Consider the following 16217-nt stretch of genomic DNA (forward strand, 5'->3'; position numbering starts at 1 on the left):
CAGGTGTGGGGTCCTATTACTATGACTCCACTCTTCGTCAGCTGAGCACGGGGGAACGGTAAAGGTTGTGTAAGGGACGACCAGCGGTTACCTCTGTTACGCTGAACAAACGTTTCAGTTATGACAAAGGAGCAGGTTATGTCGACAACTCCCAGCAGAGACACCGTGCTGTGCATCTCCCTGGCGGGCCGCCCCGGCACCTTCGGGGTACGGTTCCACAACCACCTGTACCAGCAGCTGGGCCTGGACTTCTACTACAAGGCCATGCGCACCGATGACCTGCCGGCGGCGGTGGCGGGCATCCGTGCTTTAGGTATCCGCGGTTGCGGGGTCTCGATGCCGTACAAGGAGGCCTGCATGGCCCTGGTCGACGAGATCGACCCATCGGCGGCGGCCATCGAGTCGGTCAATACCCTGGTCAATAGCAATGGTCACCTGAAGGCCTACAACACCGATTACCTGGCCGTGCGCCAGTTGCTGGAGCAACACCAGGTCGACCCGACCACGGCGTTTGCCCTGCGCGGCAGTGGCGGCATGGCCAAGGCGGTAGCCAGTGCCTTGCGCGATGCCGGGTTCGCCGAAGGCATCATCGTTGCGCGCAACGAGCAGGCCGGGCGGCAGCTGGCAGATGTGTGCGGTTATCGCTGGGTGGCGGAGCTGGGCGACCTGTGCCCACCCATGCTGGTGAACGTGACGCCGATCGGCATGGCGGGCGGGCCCGAGGCCGAGCAGCTGGCGTTTTCCGAGAACGCCATCGCCGCGGCGGCGCGGGTGTTCGACGTGGTGGCGATGCCGGAGAGCACACCGTTGATCCGACGGGCGCGGGCGTTGGGCAAGCCGGTGATCACCGGGCTGGAGGTGATTGCGCTGCAGGCGCTGGAGCAGTTCGTGCTTTACACCGGGGTGCGACCCACCTTGGCGCAGGTGGAGGCGGCGGTGGCGTACGCCCGGGATATCTGATTATTCCTGTGCCGGCCCTTTCGCGGGTAAACCCGCTCCCACAGGGATAGCGCACGCATGTAGCAGCTGCGCTACCCCTGTGGGAGCGGGTTTACCCGCGAAGAGGCCGGCACTGGCATCGACAAGGTCAGAACACCTTGTGCCCTTCATCCAGCTGCTGGTCGACCAGCGCCCGGCCATGGGCCAGCGACACATGCTGTGCGTTCTCGAGGTCGGAGAAGAACTTCATCGGCATCGACATGCGCCTGCTGGTGTGTCCGTCGGGGTCGGTGATCAGGCACCCGGCGGCATAGGGCAGGGGGGAATCGGGGTGGGGCATCACGCTGGCGGTGATGGTGTGCTTGCGATATTCACAGTGAAGAGATTGCATCGTCCTTACCTCGCTGTGGCATGTGAAGCAGTTACCTTCATATACCACAGCAAGGGGCCGGGAGTTCCCGGCCCGACGAGCGAGCCGCGATGAACGCTCAGCCTTTGAGTTCGGTCGGCTGGATGACTTCGACCCAGTAACCATCCGGGTCCTTGACGAAGGCCAGGTGGTTCATGCGCCCGTCCTGCAGGCGCTTCTGGAACGGTACGTCCAGTGCCTCGAAGCGTGCGCAGGCGGCGCGTACGTCCGGTACCGAGATGCAGATGTGGCCAAAGCCGCGTGGGTCGGTGTTGCCGTTGTGGTAGGCAAACTCGGCATCGTTTTCGGTGCCGTGGTTGTGGGTCAGCTCCAGCACGCCCGGGATCGACTTCATCCACTGGTGGCGTTCGCTGTCATCGGCCGGGATCTGTGCCGGGTCTACCAGGGCCAGGAAGTACAGGCTGAAGGCGGCTTCGGGGAAGTCGCGCTTGTCCACCAGGCGGAAGCCCAGCACGCGGGTGTAGAAGTCCAGGGACTTCTCGATGTCCTTGACCCGCAGCATGGTGTGGTTGAAGACGAACTGGGCGGTGGCGGCGTCCGGTTGGGCGGTGACGCCAGGCAGGGTTTGCAGATCATGCAGGCTCATGGGAACTCCTGAGACGGGGCCGGGCGCAGGGCGCCGGCAAAACAGACAGGCCGGCCATGATACGGCAGTGTGCCGATTGCGCAAATGAAAGCGCCCTGCACGAGGCAGGGCGCTGGAATTAGAGGCCCGCATGTGCGGGCGCGTGATGGGGTCGCTAGTCCTTTAGCTGTCTCGATACTGAGCCAGCCCTTGTGAAAAAAGTGTGAAGCACGTGTGGACGTTTCATCAGCGTACCCAGCTTTCTACCGTGGCGGCTCCGTATTGTTCTTTCCAGGCCTTGAGCCCACGGTGGTTGCCGCCTTTGGTCTCGATCCGCTCGCCGGTGTGCGGGTTGGTGTAAACCTTCACCACGCGCGCGCGGCGCTGTTGCTTGGGTGCTGCACTGGAAACCCGGGCCACTGCCTTCGGGTCGAGGATGGCGATGATATCGCGCAGGCTCTTGTCGTAGCTTTTCATCAGGCCGACTAGTTTCTGCTCGAATTCGATTTCGCGTTTGAGGCCGGCATCCTTTTTCAACGCTTCCAGTTGCGCCATCTGTTCCTGGAGCGCTTTTTCGGCAGCACGAAACTCTGCAAGTCTGGACACTGTAATCACTCCTGTACGTCGGTCGTGGCAGGGCGTGACGAACATTGAAGAAGAATAAAAACGCCGGCCACGCGGGTGGGTTCCGCTGTTCGCTGATATCGAGTGTAGTCATTCATGGGTACTGGGTAAACTGCAAACTTTTTGTAAGTAAGCCGGGAACTTTCCTAGTTTTGCGCGCGGTATTGTCAGGTTTTTTCGCGGTTGCCTTGCGGTGCGCTTAGACCATGGTCCAATGGCCCGTGCCAGAGCCTTCGCGCGATAATTTCAGATGATGGCCGGCTATTGTTCGGCCCCCTCGCAGTACCGTGGCCAGCACGTGCCACAGGTTGTTTACTCGCCTTGATTCTGGATGTTTTCTCCCATGTTTGCCCCTTTCCCCCTCGCCCCCGGGCGTCGTGTTGCCGGCTTGTTCCTGTTGTGTGCCGGCGTCAATGCCCAGGCCGCCGGTTTTCTTGAAGACAGCAGTGCTAAGGTCGAAGCACGCAATGTCTATTTCAACCGGGATTTCCGTGACGGCCACAGCAGTTCCAGCCAGGGTGCGTCCAAACGCGAAGAATGGGCACAAGGTTTCATCCTCAATGTGCAGTCGGGTTACACGCAGGGGCCGGTAGGTTTTGGCGTGGATGCGCTGGGCATGTTCGGCTTCAAACTTGACTCCAGCCCGGCAGACAGCAACAGCGGCCTGTTGCCGTCTTCCGGCCATGACCCACGGCACTCGGCGGACCAGTACGCGAAGATGGGCCTGGCGGCCAAGGTCAAGGTTTCCAATACCGTGCTCAAGTACGGTTCGATGATGCCGGATGTGCCGCTGCTCAAGTACAACGATGGCCGCCTGCTGCCGACCATGTTCCATGGCGCCATGCTCACCTCTGAAGAAGTGCGCGACCTGAAGTTCACCCTGGCCCGCCTGGACAAGTACACCGCACGGGATTCCACCGACCGCCAGGACATTCGCGTGCATTGCAAGAACAAGCGCTATGCCTGCGATATCGAGGCTGACCACTTTGACCTGGCCGGTGTCGATTACCGTTTCAACGAGCGCTTCAGCGCCCAGTACCAGGTGGCCAAGCTGGAGAACATCTACCGCCAGCACTTCCTCGGCCTGGTGGCCAGCCAGCCATTGGCGGTGGGCAGCCTGTCGGCAGACCTGCGCTTGATCAAGAGTGACGACATCGGCAATGCCCGCGCCGGCGAAATCGACCATCGCGCGTTCAGCGGCATGCTCGGCTACAGCCTGGGTGGCCACAAGCTCAGTGCCGGCTGGCAACGCATGTATGGCGACAGTGCCATGCCATACCTGGATGGCACCAACCCGTACCTGGTCAACTATGCCCAGGTCAACGACTTCGCCGCCGCCCAGGAACGTTCCTGGCAGGTGCGTTATGACTATGACTTCAAGGCCCTGGGCGTGCCCGGCCTGACCTTCTTCACCCGTTACATCAACGGTGACAATATCAAGGTGCCGGGCAGCACGGCCGAAGGCAAAGAGTGGGAACGCGACACCGAGTTCAAGTACCAGGTGCAAAGTGGCACGTTCAAGGATGTCAGTGTGCGCCTGCGTAATTCCACTTACCGCAGCAACTATGAAAAGTGGGCGCGTGACATGGACGAGACACGGGTCATTGTCAGCTACAACTTCTCCATCTTCTGACGGGGCGCTTTGCCAAATATCGGCAGCCACCTGACAATGGCTGCTGGTTCCCGCAAAGGGCAGGGCAATGAAAGACCTGTTGTTGATCGGCATCGGCCCGGGCGACCCGCGCCAGGTCACCTACGAGGCGGTCGATGCGCTGCGCCAGGCCAGCGTGTTCTTCGTGCTCGACAAGGGCGGCGACAAGGACGAACTGGTGCGCCTGCGCAAGGCCATCGTGCAACGCTACCGGCCCGAGGGCGGCTACCGCCTGGTGCAGGTGGCCGACCCTGCACGCGATGGCCAGGCCGATGACTACCTGGGCGCGGTGCAGGACTGGCACCGGCAGCGTGCGGCGCTGTATGCCCAACTGATCGAACAGGAGATAGGCATTGGCGAAACCGGCGCCTTTCTGCTGTGGGGCGAGCCGACGCTGTACGACAGCACCCTGCGCATCCTTGGCATGGTCCGCGAGCGTGGTGTGGCGCTGCGCCTGCAGGTCATTCCGGGCATCAGCAGCGTGCAGGCGTTGGCAGCGCGCCATCAGGTGCCGCTCAACCGCATCGGTGAGCCATTGACCGTATTGCCGGGGCGGCGCCTGGCCGGGCAGGGGCAGATCGACAATGTGCTGGTGATGCTCGACGGGCAGTGCGCGTTTGCCCGGCTCGATGACCCGGCGCTGATGATCTACTGGGGCGCGTACCTGGGGACCGCGGATGAGGTGCTGATTGCCGGGCCGTTGCAGGCGGTGAAGGCGCAGATAATGGAAGTGCGTGAGCGGGAGCGGGCGCGCAAGGGGTGGATCATGGATAGCTACCTGTTGCGCAGGGAGCTGTGAGGTGTACTGCCTGTTCCGGCCCCTTCGCGGGTGAACCCGCTCCCACAGGTACAGCGCCAGCTTGGGGGCCGCGCGTTCCCTGTGGGAGCGGGTTCACCCGCGAAGCAGGCGACACCTTGCTCACGGTGTACCCAGAATGGCCTGCACCTTCTCCCGCAACTGGTCGATGCTGAACGGCTTGCCGATGAGGTGCATGCCCTCCGGTACATCGACGCTTTCGGCATAGCCACTGGCGAACAGCACCGGCAACAGCGGGCGCAGTTCGCGCGCCTTGACCGCCAACTCTTCGCCACGCATGTCCGGCAGCCCCACATCGGTCATCATCAGCGCCAGTGCCTGATTCTGGTCCTCGAGAATGCGCAGCGCCGCGTTGGCATGCTCCGCTTCGATGACGGTGTAGCCCAACTCGTCGAGCACTTCGACCATCAGCATGCGTACGATGTCGTCGTCTTCGACTACCAGAAGGTGCATGGTTGCGATCCTGTGCAGAATGAATGTCTTTAATCTGTGCTCCGGATGGCAGCAGAAGTTCCCCGAGGATACCGGTCCGTGCAATCAGATGGAACGATTGGCGCACATCACCTTCAAATACTGGCTAAATGCCCTGCCAGACCCGCCAAAGCTGGTTAGACTCGCTTTACGGGACAGAGCAGTGGCAGACAACTACAACGATCGATTTGCCACACTTTCAATGGACTTTACTTGCTCGGGCGTTTTCACATGATTCAAGCAGCCTCGATGGACCAGCGGAGCTTCCGCAAGCTGTTGAGCCGCAACGTCGGCCTACCCCTGGGGGTTGGCCTGCTGGGGGCCGTTGCCTTCGTCGCGGTGATCAACTACCTGCTTTCGGCCTTGCAGTGGGTCGAGCACACCGACCGGGTGATCGGCAATGCCAACGAAACGGTCAAACTGTCGATCGACATGGAAACCGGCATGCGTGGCTTCCTGATCACCGGCGACGAGCGTTTCCTCGACCCCTACGAGGTGGCCAAGCCGCGCATCTTCGGTAGCCTGCAGAGCCTGCGCGGCATGGTCGAGGACAACCCGCAACAGGTCGAACGCATCGACCGGCTGATCGCCCTGCAGCAGGCGTGGAACACCTTCGGCAGCGAGATGATCAACTTGCGCCGCAGCCAGGGTGATTACCGCGCCTTGATCGGCAACGGCCGCGGCAAGCGCCTGACCGACGAGATCCGCAAGGAGTTCGACAACCTGATCGCCAGCGAACAACAGTTGCGCATGGCGCGCAACGAGCGGGTCAACAGTGTGACCGTCACGGTCATGTCGTCCTTCGTGCTGTTCATCGTCGGCCTCAGTGCCTTGCTGGCCTACCTCGGGCGGCGCGACCTATTGGCGCTGTCGGGTACCTATGACGAAAACTTCAAGGCCCAGCAGCGCGCGGCCGAGCGCCTGGAACACCAGGCCTGGCTGCGCAACGGGCAGACGCAACTGGCCGAACAGGTGCTCGGCCAGCTGACCCTGCCCATGCTCGGTGACAACATCCTGCGTTTCTTCGCCAGCTACCTGGGCAGCGTGGTCGGCGCGCTGTACGTGCGTGACGAGCATGGCCGCCTGGTGCGTGTGGCCAGCTATGGCCTGGATGCCGAGGAGCAGGCCCGCGAGCAGGTGCTAGGCGATCACGAAGGCCTGCTGGCCCAGGCCGTGCGCGAAGCGCGGCTGCTGCGCCTGGACGACTTGCCCGACGACTATTTCCACCTCAGTTCCGGCCTGGGCCGGGGCCTGCCGCGCAGTGCCATGCTGATGCCCTGCAGTGATGACGGGCAGATCAACGGTGTGCTGGAGCTGGGCTTCCTGCGGCCACTGCAGGAGCGTGACGAAGAGATGCTGCAGCGGGTCCGTGGCAACCTCGGTATCTCCATCGAAAGCGCCCGCTACCGGCAGCGCCTGCAGGAAGTGCTGGCCGAGACCCAGCAACTGAACGAAGAGCTGCAAGTGCAGCAGGAAGAGCTGAAAACCGCCAACGAAGAGCTCGAAGAGCAGTCCCGCGTGCTCAAGGAGTCCCAGGCCCACCTGGAAACCCAGCAGGCGGAACTGGAGCAGACCAACGAGCAATTGTCCGAGCGCACCGAGGCCCTGGACCGCAAGAACGACGAACTGCTCCAGGCCCAGGATGAGCTGCAGGCGCGCGCCGAGGAGCTGCAGCGTTCGAGCAAGTACAAGTCCGAGTTCCTCGCCAACATGTCCCACGAGCTGCGCACGCCGCTGAACAGTTCGCTGATCCTGGCCAAGCTGCTGGCGGAGAACGGCGAGGGCAACCTCAGCGACGAGCAGGTCAAGTTCGCCGAATCCATCTATTCGGCCGGCAACGACCTGCTCAACCTGATCAACGACATTCTCGACATCGCCAAGGTGGAAGCCGGCAAGCTCGAAGTGCGCCCCGAAAGCACCCAGGTGGAGCGCCTGGTCGAAGGCCTGCGTGGCATGTTCGAGCCGTTGGCCGGTCACAAGGGCCTGGCCTTCGAGGTTACCGCCGAGGCGCAGGTGCCGGCCACGCTGTTCACCGACCGCCAACGCCTGGAGCAGATCCTCAAGAACCTGCTGTCCAACGCCATCAAGTTCACCGAGCGCGGCCAGGTCAGCCTGAACATCGGTTACCAGCCTGGCACCGGCATCGTCTTTGCCGTGCGCGATACCGGCATCGGCATCGCCGCCGACCAGCAGCAGGCGATCTTCGGCGCCTTCCACCAGGTCGATGGCACCAGCAACCGCCGTTATGGCGGCACCGGCCTGGGCCTGTCCATTTCCCGCGACCTGGCGCACCTGCTGGGTGGGCAGATCAGTGTCGACAGCAGCCCCGGCCAGGGCAGCGTGTTCAGCCTGATCCTGCCGGAGCGCTATGAGCGCGTGGCGCAGGATATCGAGCCGCTCAGCCTGCGCCCGGCGGTCGACAGCCTGCCACCCGCGCCGCAGGCACCGGCGGTGGCGGCGCCGAAACGCCAGGCACCGGCATTCGCCGACGACCGCGAGCGCGCGCCGTTCGGCAACCGCTGCATCCTGGTGATCGAGGACGAACCGAACTTCGCCCGCATCCTCTTCGACCTGGCCCACGAGCTGGGTTACAGCTGCCTGGTGGCGCAGGGCGCCGACGAGGGCTTCGAGCTGGCCGCCCAGTACATCCCCGATGCCATCCTGCTGGACATGCGTTTGCCCGACCATTCCGGCCTGACCGTGCTGCAACGCCTGAAGGAGCAGGCGAGCACCCGGCACATTCCGGTGCATATCATTTCCGTGGAGGACCGCGTCGAGGCTGCCATGCACATGGGCGCCGTCGGCTACGCGGTCAAGCCCACCAGCCGCGAACAACTCAAGGAAGTGTTCGCCCGCTTGGAGGCCAAGCTGACCCAGAAGCTCAAGCACATCCTGCTGGTGGAAGACGACGACCTGCAGCGCGAGAGCATTGCCCGCCTGATCGGCGACGACGATGTCGAGATCACCGCCGTGGCCATGGCCCAGGATGCCCTGGCGTTGCTGCGCGAGAATATCTACGACTGCATGATCATCGACCTCAAGCTGCCGGACATGCTCGGCAACGAGTTGCTCAAGCGCATGACCGCCGAAGACATCCGTGCCTTCCCGCCGGTGATCGTGTATACCGGGCGCAACCTGACCCGCGAAGAAGAAGCCGACCTGCTCAAGTATTCGCGCTCGATCATCATCAAGGGCGCCCGCTCGCCGGAGCGCCTGCTCGACGAAGTGACGCTGTTCCTGCACAAGGTCGAGTCGCAGCTGTCCAACGAACGCCAGCGCATGCTCAAGACCGCGCGCAGCCGCGACAAGGTATTCGAAGGCCGCAAGGTGCTGCTGGTGGACGACGACGTGCGCAACATCTTCGCCCTGACCAGCGCGCTGGAACACAAGGGCGCGATCGTCGAAATCGGCCGCAACGGCCGCGAGGCCATCGAGCGCCTGGAGCAGCATGACGACATCGACCTGGTGTTGATGGATGTGATGATGCCGGAAATGGACGGCTTCGAGGCTACCCGGCTGATCCGCCAGCAACCACGCTGGCGCAAGCTGCCGATCATTGCCGTGACCGCCAAGGCGATGAAGGATGACCAGCAGCGTTGCCTGCAGGCCGGCGCCAACGATTACCTGGCCAAACCGATCGACCTGGACCGCTTGTTCTCGCTGATCCGTGTGTGGCTGCCGCAACTGGAGCGAATTTGACTAGCGAACGTAACACCGATATCGAAATCCGCTTGCTGATCGAGGCCATCTACCTCAAGTACAGCTACGATTTCCGCAACTATTCCGGCGCGTCGATCAAGCGCCGGATCCTGCATGCGCTGCGCCAGTTCGACTGCCTCACGGTGTCGGCGCTGCAGGAGCGCGTGCTGCACGACCCTGGCATGTTCATGCAGTTGCTGCAGTACCTGACGATCCCGGTCAGCGAGATGTTCCGCGACCCGGGGCACTACCTGGCGCTGCGCAACGAAGTGGTGCCGCTGCTGCGCACCTGGCCGTCGATCAAGGTGTGGATTGCCGGCTGCAGCACGGGCGAGGAGGTGTATTCGATGGCCATTCTGCTACGCGAGGAGGGCCTGCTGGAGCGCACCATCATCTACGCCACCGACATCAACCCGCATTCGCTGGACAAGGCCAAGCAGGGCATCTACTCGATGCAGAGCATGCGCGAGTACGCCGAAAACTATCGCATCGCCGGCGGCCGGCGGGACTTTGCCGAGTACTACACGGCAGCCTACGGCAACGCCATCATGGACAGCACCCTGCGTGACAACGTGACCTTCGCCGACCACAGCCTGGCCACCGACAGCGTGTTTTCCGAAACCCAGCTGGTGTCGTGCCGCAACGTGCTCATCTACTTCAACAAGGAACTGCAGGACCGCGCCCTGGGCCTGTTCCATGAGTCCTTGTGCCACCGCGGCTTCCTGGTGCTGGGCAGCAAGGAATCGGTGGATTTTTCCGCCTACAGCGAGCGCTTCGAGCCGCTGGTCAAGCCCGAACGGATCTACCGCAAGTCATGAAAGGCGTACACGCGATGGTGGTCGGCGCCTCGGCGGGCGGCGTGACGGCGCTGTTCAGCGTGCTGGGCGCGTTGCCGGCCGGCTTCGCCATCCCGGTAATTTGCGTGCTGCACCTGCCCGATGACCGCCACAGCCAGCTGGCCGAGGTGCTGCAGCGCCGCCTGCGGCGGCCAGTGTGCGAGGCCCGCGACAAGCAGCCGCTGCGCGCCGGGCAGATCTACGTGGCCGGGCCGGGTTACCACCTGTCGGTGGAGCGTGACCTGACCCTGTCGTTGAGCCAGGAGCCGCCGGTGCATTTCTCCCGGCCGGCGATCGACTACCTGTTCATGTCGGCGGCCGATGCCTATGGTGCCGGCCTGCTGGGCATGCTGCTCACCGGGGCCAATGAAGATGGCGCCGAAGGCCTGGCCTATATCAAGCACAACGGGGGCCGGACCGTGGTCCAGGACCCTTGCGACGCACAGGTGGCGCTGATGCCGGAGGCCGCACTGGCCCTGCACCAGCCCGACCATATTCTTTCTCTGAGTGGCATCGAGCGATTGCTCGCCGCCCTGGAACCCAGCGCATGCTAAGCCACACCATCGCCAAACTGCTGATCGTCGACGACCTGCCAGAAAACCTGCTGGCCCTCGACGCCCTGATCCAGGGCCAAGACCGCGAGGTGCACCAGGCCCAGTCGGCCGAAGCAGCGTTGTCGCTGTTGCTCGAGCACGAGTTCGCCCTGGCCATCCTCGACGTGCAGATGCCGGGCATGAACGGTTTCGAGCTGGCCGAGCTGATGCGCGGCACGGAAAAGACCCGCAACATCCCCATCGTGTTCGTCACTGCCGCCGGGCGCGAGATGAACTACGCGTTCAAGGGTTATGAAAGCGGCGCGGTGGACTTTCTGTACAAGCCGCTCGACACCTTGGCGGTGAAGAGCAAGGTGTCGGTCTTCGTCGACCTGTACCGCCAGCGCAAGGTGCTCGACCGCCAGTTGCAGGCCCTGGAACGCAGCCGCCAGGAGCAGGAGCTGCTGCTGGCCCAGCTGCAAACGGCGCGGGGTGAACTGGAGCATGCCGTGCGCATGCGCGATGACTTCATGTCGATCGTGTCCCACGAGGTGCGCACCCCGCTCAATGGCCTGATCCTGGAAACCCAACTGCGCAAGCTGCACCTGGCACGCGGCAACCTTGCCGCCTTCAGCGGCGACAAGCTGCAGGCCATGGTCGAGCGCGACGAGCGGCAGATCAACAGCCTGATCCGCCTGGTCGAAGACATGCTCGATGTATCGCGCATCCGCACCGGCAAACTGTCGCTGCGGCCCAAGGCGTTCGACCTGGGCCAGCTGGTGCGCGGCCTGGTGGAGAACTTTGCTGCCCAGGCCAGCGCACTGGATACCCATTTCGAGTTGCAACGCTGCGAGCCGCTGCGGGGCGAGTGGGACGAGTTTCGCATCGAGCAGGTGCTGGCCAACCTGTTGTCCAATGCCTTGCGTTATGGTGAGCGCAAACCGGTGCAGGTGCGGGTGTTCGAGCAGGACGGCCTGGCCTGCGTGCAGGTGCAGGACCATGGCATCGGCATCTGCGTGGCCAACCAGCAGCGCATCTTCCAGCAGTTCGAGCGGGTCGCCACCCAGCAGGCCAGTGGTGGGTTGGGCCTGGGGCTGTACATATCGGAGCAGATCGTCCAGGCACACGGCGGGCGCATACTGGTGGAGAGTGAAGAGGGCAAAGGCGCCACCTTTACCTTGCAGTTGCCACTGGCAACTTACGAACAACAAAACGACCAGGCACGGGCAACCTCTGCCTGAGCCTGGGGTCTGATGGCCAGCTGTAAGTATTTCAAGGCGTTGACATGAGTGAAGATGCACAAGATGTAGTACTGGTGGTCGAGGACGAACCGGCGATTCGCATGATCCTGCGTGATTACCTGGCAGGTGAGGGCTACCACGTGCTGGTGGCCGAGGATGGCGAGCAGGCGTTCGCGATCCTGGCGAGCAAGCCGCACCTCGACCTGATGGTGACGGACTTCCGCTTGCCGGGCGGGATTTCCGGGGTGGACATTGCCGAGCCGGCGGTGAAATTGCGGCCGGACCTGAAGGTGATCTTCATCAGCGGCTACCCGGCAGAGATTCTCGAATCCGGCAGCCCGATCACCCGCAAGGCACCGATCCTGGCCAAGCCGTTCGACCTGGATACCTTGCACGAACAGATTCAGTCGCTCCTGCGCTAGCCTGCACTGGCCCTTTCGCGGGTAAACCCGCTCCCACAGGAGCTGTGCAAGTCTCAAGGTTTGCACAGTTCCTGTGGGAGCGGGTTTACCCGCGAAAGGGCCGGAACAGGCTAGCGCAGTGTCCGCTCCAGCCCACCCACCAGCATGCTTTCCATCAACCCCAGCCCCTGTTCTTCGGGCAAGGCCTTCAACAACCCCGGCAACTGGTTCAGCAGCGTCGCCACCACATGCGCCGTGGCCACCAGGGCCTGCCCCTGCAACCTCGCCTGCGGTGCGATCAACCTCAGCAACCCCGCCTCATAGCGCTTGCGCAGCAAGGCCAGGCGCGCCTGTTGGTCTTCGTTCAGGCAACAGAAGTCGCGCTCTGCCAGGCGAAACTGCATGGGCCGCTCGGCATGCAGCTGCCAGTGCGCGGCAATCAGGCAGCTCAACGCCGACGCCCCGCGCGCCATGGCCCTGCGCCCCTGGTCCAGGGTTGCCTGCAACTCTTCGTACAACTCCTCGATCAGGTCGTACAACAAGTCCTGCTTGCTGGGAAAGTGGTGGTACAGCGAGCCTGCGGTAAGCCCCACATGGGCCGCCAGCTCGCGCATGCTGACCTGGCCGAAGCCCTTTTCGGCAAACAGCGCCATGGCCCGATCACGTCGCTCTTCAAAGTTGGCACAGCGCATCGCGGCATTGACCGGGGGCATGGCGTTCGCTCCTCAGTAGGTGAAGAAACCGCGGCCGCTCTTGCGCCCCAGCCAACCGGCCGCGACCATTTCCTTGAGCAACGGGGCAGGGCGGTACTTGCTGTCGTTGAAGCCTTCATGGAAGGCCTCCATGATCGCCAGCAGGGTGTCCAGGCCGATCAGGTCGGCCAGGGCCAGCGGGCCGATCGGCTGGTTGCAGCCCAGGCGCATGCCGGTGTCGATGTCCTCGGCACTGGCCAGGCCTTCCTGGCGCACGAAGATCGCTTCGTTGATCATCGGCACCAGGATGCGGTTGACCACGAAGCCCGGGCGGTTGCCGGCGGTGATCGGGGTCTTGCCGACCTTTTCGGTCACCACCAGCGCCTGGGCGTAGGTGCTGTCGCTGGTCTGCAGGCCGCGAATGATCTCGACCAGCGCCATCATCGGCACCGGGTTGAAGAAGTGCACGCCAATGAAACGCTCGGGGTGCTCGATGCTGGCCGCCAGCTGGGTGACCGACAGCGACGAGGTGTTGGTGGCGATCAGGCAGTCGGCGGCGACGTTGGCCGCCACCTGCTGCAGGATGCGCTGCTTGAGCTGCAGGTTCTCGGTGGCGGCCTCGATCACCAGCTGCGCGCCGCTCAACTGGGTGTAGTCGGTGCTGGTGCGAATGCGCGTGCGGGCGGCTGCCGCCTTGTCGGCGTCGAGGGTGCCTTTGCCGACCTGGCGCTCGAGGTTCTTGCTCAAGGTGGCCACGCCGCGCTCCAGCGCAGCGTCGGAAACATCCACCAGCAGTACCTGGTAGCCGGCCACGGCACACACCTGGGCAATGCCGTTGCCCATGGTGCCGGCGCCGATCACGGCAATCTGTTCAATGCTCATGTGTCAGGCCCCCTCAGACGCGCTCGAAGACCACGGCGATGCCTTGGCCACCGCCGATGCACATGGTGGCCAGGGCGTAGCGGCCCTGGATGCGCTGCAGCTCATGGATGGCCTTGGTGGCGATGATCGCGCCGGTGGCGCCCACCGGGTGGCCCAGGGAAATGCCCGAGCCGTTGGGGTTGACCTTTTCCGGGTCGAAGCCCAGTTCGCGAGCCACGGCGCAGGCCTGGGCGGCGAAGGCTTCGTTGGACTCGATCACATCCAGGTCCTGCACCTTCAGGCCGGTCTTTTCCAGCACCTTGCGGGTGGCCGGGATCGGGCCCAGGCCCATCAGTTCAGGCTCGACGCCAGCATGGGCGTAGCCCACCAGGCGTGCCAGCGGCTTCAGGCCCAGGCGGCGCACCGCATCACCACTGGCCAGCACCAGGCCGCCAGCGCCGTCGTTGATGCCACTGGCGTTGCCGGCGGTAACGGTGCCGTCTTTCTTGAACACGGTCTTCATCCCCGCCAGTTGCTCGGCGGTCACCTCGCCACGCACATGCTCGTCGGTGCTGAACTGCACGCTGCCCTTGCGGGTTTTCAGTTCCAGCGGGACGATCTGGCTGGCGAAGCGGCCTTCGGCAATGGCGCGGGCGGCGCGGCGCTGGCTGGTCAGGGCCAGTTCGTCCTGCATTTCGCGGGTAATGCCGTGCTTGGCCGCAACGTTCTCGGCAGTGATGCCCATATGGAAGTGTTCGAACGGGTCCTGCAGCACGCCGACGGTGTAGTCGATGCCTTGCAGGTCACCCATGCGAGCGCCCCAGCGTGCCTGCGGCAGCAGGTACGGGCCACGGCTCATGGATTCGGCACCGGCCGCCACGGCCACATCGGTGTCGCCGAGCAGCAGGCATTGGGCTGCCGAGACGATGGCCTGCAGGCCCGAGCCGCACAGGCGGTTGACGTTGAATGCCGGGGTTTCCTTGGGGATGCCGGCGTTCATTGCCGCTACGCGGGCCAGGTAGGCGTCACGCGGTTCGGTGGGGATCACCGTGCCCATCACCAGGTGGCCGACTTGCTCGGCGGCCACGCCCGAGCGCTCGATGGCGGCGCGGGTGATGGCGCTGGCCAGGTCGGCCAGCGGCAGGTCCTTGAGGGAACCGCCAAAGCCACCAATGGCTGAACGGACGGCACTGACGACGTAGATTTCTGCGCTGCTCATAGGGGCTCCGATTGCGAAGGCATGGCGGGACCGTGCCAGCCTCTGAGAGAATGGCCGGCGATCCCGGAGTGGGTCCGAGTCTAGGCAAAGGCTCTGTTGCAGCCTATGCCGGAACTGTTCAGACAACCTGGCACTTTTTGCCACTCAGCATAGACAGCGAAAACCGCCATGCGCGATAGCGATTCGGTCGCCGTGTACTTCCTCAATGCCATGCTCCACGCCCTGCGCGACTGCCCCGCCGAACGCGATGCGCAGCTGCGTGCGGTGGGCATCGACCCGCAACTGCTCGAGCAGCCCCAGGCCCGTGTACCGGCCAAGGCCTTCGCCCAGTTGTGGTTGGCGCTGATCCAGCGCCTGGACGACGAGTTCTTCCGCCTCGACAGCCATGGCATGCCTCCGGGCAGTTTCGCCCTGATCTGCCGGGGCCTGATCCTGGAGCCGAACCTGGAAAAGGCCTTGCGCCAGTGCATGGGCGGTTTTGGCCTGTTCCTGCGCGATTTGCGCGGCAGCCTGACGCTGCGTGGCGGGCGGGCGCTGATCAGCGTGCAGTCGAGCATCGCCGACCCGCTGACCCGGGTGTATGCCGAGGAAACCTACCTGGTGCTGATGATCGGCATGCTGTGCTGGCTGGCCGGGCGGCGGATCGCCATCGACCGCACCGAGTTGGCGGTATCGCGCCCGGCCCAGGAGGACGACCTGCTGTTGTGGGGGCCGGACTTGCGCCTGGGCAGCGGGCGCACCGAGGTGGAGTTCGACAGCGCCTACCTGCGCCTGCCGGTGGTGCAGGACGTGGCGGCCCTGAAAACCTTCCTGCGCAGCGCGCCGCAGGGGCTGGTGATTCGCTTTCGCAACCAGAACGGGCTGGTGGCCGAGGTGTACCGGCACCTGCGGGCGCGGCGCTATGGGCAGTGGCCGACGCTGGCGGCGCTGGCGCAGCAGCAGGGGGTCAGTGCCAGTACTTTCCGTCGGCAGCTGGAGCGGGAGGGGCGTTCGTACCAGCAGATCAAGGATGAGGTGCGCCGGGCAATGGCCTTCGAGCGGTTGCGCGAAGGGGAACTGAGCATTGCCGAGATTGCCGAGCAGACCGGGTTCCAGGAGCCCAGTGCGTTTCACCGGGCGTTCAAGAAATGGACCGGGCAGAGCCCCGGCAGCTATCGGGCGCGGTTGGCCGGGCGGTAGCGTTCACCTGCACCGGCCCTTTCGCGGGCTTGCCCGCTCCCACAGGTGCAGCACAGCTT

16 protein-coding genes are annotated in these 16217 nt (G+C 63.9%); 9 read left to right on the forward strand and 7 right to left on the reverse strand.

The annotated features are described in order from the left end of the window. Window positions 1-138 precede the first annotated feature (138 nt). Window positions 139-960, forward strand: a complete 822-nt coding sequence (locus C163_RS10315) for a shikimate 5-dehydrogenase (RefSeq protein ID WP_025338688.1) — start codon at window positions 139-141, stop codon at window positions 958-960. A 127-nt stretch (window positions 961-1087) separates the two neighbouring features. Here the strand turns inward: C163_RS10315 and C163_RS10320 are convergent, their stop codons facing one another. The 3 genes from C163_RS10320 to C163_RS10330 all read right to left on the reverse strand — a co-directional run bounded on the left by C163_RS10320 (window position 1088) and on the right by C163_RS10330 (window position 2540). Next, window positions 1088-1330, reverse strand: a complete 243-nt coding sequence (locus C163_RS10320) for a hypothetical protein (RefSeq protein ID WP_013973119.1) — start codon at window positions 1328-1330, stop codon at window positions 1088-1090. A 97-nt stretch (window positions 1331-1427) separates the two neighbouring features. After that, a complete protein-coding gene (gene gloA / locus C163_RS10325; RefSeq protein WP_025338689.1) occupies window positions 1428-1955 on the reverse strand; it encodes a lactoylglutathione lyase in 528 nt (175 codons plus the stop codon). A 225-nt stretch (window positions 1956-2180) separates the two neighbouring features. Further along, window positions 2181-2540 carry a histone-like nucleoid-structuring protein, MvaT/MvaU family gene (locus C163_RS10330; protein ID WP_015270810.1) on the reverse strand — a complete coding sequence of 120 codons (360 nt, stop codon included), beginning with the start codon at window positions 2538-2540 and terminating at the stop codon, window positions 2181-2183. 361 nt (window positions 2541-2901) lie between these two features. Between C163_RS10330 and C163_RS10335 the strand changes: the two genes are divergently transcribed. Beyond that, a complete protein-coding gene (locus C163_RS10335) occupies window positions 2902-4191 on the forward strand; it encodes an OprD family porin (RefSeq protein WP_025338690.1) in 1290 nt (429 codons plus the stop codon). A gap of 67 nt (window positions 4192-4258) precedes the next feature. Beyond that, the gene (gene cobF, locus C163_RS10340; RefSeq protein ID WP_025338691.1) at window positions 4259-5008 is read left to right on the forward strand and encodes a precorrin-6A synthase (deacetylating); all 750 of its coding nucleotides are present in this window, start codon (window positions 4259-4261) and stop codon (window positions 5006-5008) included. Window positions 5009-5128: 120 nt separating this feature from the next. Here cobF and C163_RS10345 read toward each other — a convergent pair whose 3' ends face one another. Next, a complete protein-coding gene (locus C163_RS10345) occupies window positions 5129-5479 on the reverse strand; it encodes a response regulator (protein WP_025338692.1) in 351 nt (116 codons plus the stop codon). Between the two features lie 249 nt (window positions 5480-5728). Between C163_RS10345 and C163_RS10350 the strand changes: the two genes are divergently transcribed. Genes C163_RS10350 through C163_RS10370 form a run of 5 tightly spaced genes read left to right on the forward strand, consistent with a single transcriptional unit; the run spans window position 5729 to window position 12228 of the window. Further along, entirely contained in the window at window positions 5729-9196 is a 3468-nt protein-coding gene (locus C163_RS10350) for a response regulator (protein ID WP_025338693.1), read from the forward strand. After that, complete coding sequence (locus tag C163_RS10355; protein ID WP_003259474.1) at window positions 9193-10014, forward strand: protein-glutamate O-methyltransferase CheR; 822 nt, start codon at window positions 9193-9195, stop codon at window positions 10012-10014. The genes C163_RS10350 and C163_RS10355 overlap by 4 nt, the downstream gene beginning before the upstream one ends. Beyond that, a complete protein-coding gene (locus C163_RS10360; RefSeq protein ID WP_025338694.1) occupies window positions 10011-10586 on the forward strand; it encodes a chemotaxis protein CheB in 576 nt (191 codons plus the stop codon). The genes C163_RS10355 and C163_RS10360 overlap by 4 nt, the downstream gene beginning before the upstream one ends. Further along, window positions 10580-11806: a hybrid sensor histidine kinase/response regulator gene (locus C163_RS10365; RefSeq protein ID WP_025338695.1), complete on the forward strand. Its 1227-nt coding sequence runs from the start codon at window positions 10580-10582 to the stop codon at window positions 11804-11806. Before C163_RS10360 ends, C163_RS10365 begins: the two co-directional genes overlap by 7 nt. Window positions 11807-11850: 44 nt before the next feature. Continuing rightward, a complete protein-coding gene (locus C163_RS10370; protein WP_003256176.1) occupies window positions 11851-12228 on the forward strand; it encodes a response regulator in 378 nt (125 codons plus the stop codon). A 110-nt stretch (window positions 12229-12338) separates the two neighbouring features. Here C163_RS10370 and C163_RS10375 read toward each other — a convergent pair whose 3' ends face one another. From C163_RS10375 to C163_RS10385, 3 genes are read right to left on the reverse strand one after another with little or no spacing between them, the layout of a single operon-like run. Further along, window positions 12339-12920 carry a TetR/AcrR family transcriptional regulator gene (locus C163_RS10375; protein WP_025338696.1) on the reverse strand — a complete coding sequence of 194 codons (582 nt, stop codon included), beginning with the start codon at window positions 12918-12920 and terminating at the stop codon, window positions 12339-12341. Window positions 12921-12932: 12 nt separating this feature from the next. Further along, window positions 12933-13781 (reverse strand): 3-hydroxybutyryl-CoA dehydrogenase, encoded by an 849-nt coding sequence (locus C163_RS10380; RefSeq protein WP_025338697.1) that lies wholly within the window; start codon window positions 13779-13781, stop codon window positions 12933-12935. Window positions 13782-13794: 13 nt separating this feature from the next. After that, complete coding sequence (locus C163_RS10385; RefSeq protein WP_025338698.1) at window positions 13795-14979, reverse strand: acetyl-CoA C-acyltransferase family protein; 1185 nt, start codon at window positions 14977-14979, stop codon at window positions 13795-13797. A gap of 168 nt (window positions 14980-15147) precedes the next feature. Between C163_RS10385 and C163_RS10390 the strand changes: the two genes are divergently transcribed. Beyond that, a complete protein-coding gene (locus C163_RS10390; RefSeq protein WP_025338699.1) occupies window positions 15148-16158 on the forward strand; it encodes an AraC family transcriptional regulator in 1011 nt (336 codons plus the stop codon). The last annotated feature ends 59 nt before the right edge of the window (window positions 16159-16217 follow it).

It is taken from the genome of Pseudomonas sp. FGI182, from assembly GCF_000511325.1.
Taxonomy (GTDB): Bacteria; Pseudomonadota; Gammaproteobacteria; order Pseudomonadales; family Pseudomonadaceae; genus Aquipseudomonas; species Aquipseudomonas putida_Z.

Excerpts from the sequence above, each read along its gene's own strand:
- C163_RS10315 (WP_025338688.1), top strand. The coding sequence starts at position 139 with ATGTCGACAACTCCCAGCAGAGACACCGTGCTGTGCATCTCCCTGGCG.
- C163_RS10320 (WP_013973119.1), bottom strand. The coding sequence starts at position 1,330 with ATGCAATCTCTTCACTGTGAATATCGCAAGCACACCATCACCGCCAGC.
- gloA (WP_025338689.1), bottom strand. The coding sequence starts at position 1,955 with ATGAGCCTGCATGATCTGCAAACCCTGCCTGGCGTCACCGCCCAACCG.
- C163_RS10335 (WP_025338690.1), top strand. The coding sequence starts at position 2,902 with ATGTTTGCCCCTTTCCCCCTCGCCCCCGGGCGTCGTGTTGCCGGCTTG.
- cobF (WP_025338691.1), top strand. The coding sequence starts at position 4,259 with ATGAAAGACCTGTTGTTGATCGGCATCGGCCCGGGCGACCCGCGCCAG.
- C163_RS10345 (WP_025338692.1), bottom strand. The coding sequence starts at position 5,479 with ATGCACCTTCTGGTAGTCGAAGACGACGACATCGTACGCATGCTGATG.
- C163_RS10350 (WP_025338693.1), top strand. The coding sequence starts at position 5,729 with ATGATTCAAGCAGCCTCGATGGACCAGCGGAGCTTCCGCAAGCTGTTG.
- C163_RS10360 (WP_025338694.1), top strand. The coding sequence starts at position 10,011 with ATGAAAGGCGTACACGCGATGGTGGTCGGCGCCTCGGCGGGCGGCGTG.
- C163_RS10365 (WP_025338695.1), top strand. The coding sequence starts at position 10,580 with ATGCTAAGCCACACCATCGCCAAACTGCTGATCGTCGACGACCTGCCA.
- C163_RS10370 (WP_003256176.1), top strand. The coding sequence starts at position 11,851 with ATGAGTGAAGATGCACAAGATGTAGTACTGGTGGTCGAGGACGAACCG.
- C163_RS10375 (WP_025338696.1), bottom strand. The coding sequence starts at position 12,920 with ATGCCCCCGGTCAATGCCGCGATGCGCTGTGCCAACTTTGAAGAGCGA.
- C163_RS10380 (WP_025338697.1), bottom strand. The coding sequence starts at position 13,781 with ATGAGCATTGAACAGATTGCCGTGATCGGCGCCGGCACCATGGGCAAC.
- C163_RS10385 (WP_025338698.1), bottom strand. The coding sequence starts at position 14,979 with ATGAGCAGCGCAGAAATCTACGTCGTCAGTGCCGTCCGTTCAGCCATT.
- C163_RS10390 (WP_025338699.1), top strand. The coding sequence starts at position 15,148 with ATGCGCGATAGCGATTCGGTCGCCGTGTACTTCCTCAATGCCATGCTC.